The sequence below is a fragment of the Methylobacterium sp. J-048 genome, assembly GCF_022829515.1.
Taxonomy (GTDB): Bacteria; Pseudomonadota; Alphaproteobacteria; order Rhizobiales; family Beijerinckiaceae; genus Methylobacterium.
This window is the reverse complement of sequence record NZ_JAKSYL010000280.1, coordinates 1-1,150: the sequence shown is the minus strand read 5'-3', so window position 1 is coordinate 1,150 and position 1,150 is coordinate 1. Positions and strand designations below refer to the sequence as shown.

The 1,150-nt window shown below is 76.4% G+C and carries 1 protein-coding gene and 1 pseudogene; both read left to right on the top strand.

The window, feature by feature from the left end; all coding sequences use genetic code 11:
* Positions 1-149: pseudogene (locus tag MKL09_RS27265) on the top strand (AAA family ATPase); the annotation flags it as partial.
* A gap of 278 nt (positions 150-427) precedes the next feature.
* Positions 428-1,150: DUF58 domain-containing protein (locus MKL09_RS27260; protein WP_244025117.1), on the top strand; the 723-nt coding region annotated here is incomplete at its 3' end.

Genomic DNA, 1,150 nt, shown 5'->3' with positions numbered 1-1,150 from the left:
GCCGGGACTACGTCACCCCGGAGGACGTCACCGAGCTCGCCCGGGACGCGCTCTCCCACCGGATCGGCCTGACCTGGCGGGCGGCCGCCGAAGGCAAGACCGCCCGCGGCCTGGTCGGCGAGCTGGTGCAGCGGGTGCGGGCGCTCTGAGCGTGTTCGGGTTCTGGAACACGGGCCGGACACGCCCTCCCCCCTCTGCGGGGGAGGGTACCCTGCGCAGCAGGGGGGGCCGGGACGAAGTCCCGCAAGAGGGGCAGCGCGACGCTGCGGGTTTCACACCCGTCGCGACGTTTCCGGCAGCGTCGCTCCCCTCTCCGGACCCCCTTCGGGGGCCACCCTCCCCCGCAAAGGGGGGAGGGACGCGCGCGCATCCTGTCAGTGCCGCAAAGTCCCAAGAATACGGCATCCATCTCTCAGGCGAGGCGCTGATGGGCCTGCGCCACCTCGCCCGGCGGGGCGCGGCGCCCGCGACCCGGACGCTCGCGGGCCTGCCCGGCGGCATCGTCACGCGGCGGCGCGGGCGCGGTTCCGAGCCGGAGGATGTGCGGCTCTGGTCCGAGGGCGACGACCGCCGGTTCATCGACCGCAACGCCACCGCGCGCACCGGGCAGCTGCACGTACGCACCCATCACGACGAGCGCGACCGCGCCGTGGTGCTGCTCGCCGATTTCCGGCCCTCCATGCTGTTCGGCACCCGCCGGGCCCTGCGCTCGGTGGCCGCCGCCGAGGCCCTGGCCCTGCTCGGCTGGCGGGTCGCGGCCGATGGCGGCCGGGTCGGCCTCGCAGTGGCGCGTGCGGGCGCGCCGACGGTGCTGCGGCCGGCCGGTGGCGAGCGCGCCATGATCGCAGTGACCGGAGCCCTGGCCCAGGCGCATGCGGACGCCCTCGCGGCGGCCGGCGCGGCCGGGTCCGACGCGCCCCTTGAGGCGACCCTGGGGCTGGCCCGCAGCCTGCTGCCCGCCGGCGGCCACCTGGTCATCGCCAGCGCCCTCGATGCCCCCGGCCCGGGCTTCGACGAGACGCTGACCCTGCTGGCCGAGCGGGTCGCGATCCGGCTGATCCTGGTGAGCGATGCCTTCGAGCGCACCCGGCCGCCGGGCTTCTATCCCTTCGCCCTGGCGGATGGCCGGCGCGGGACCGCGCTTCCCGCA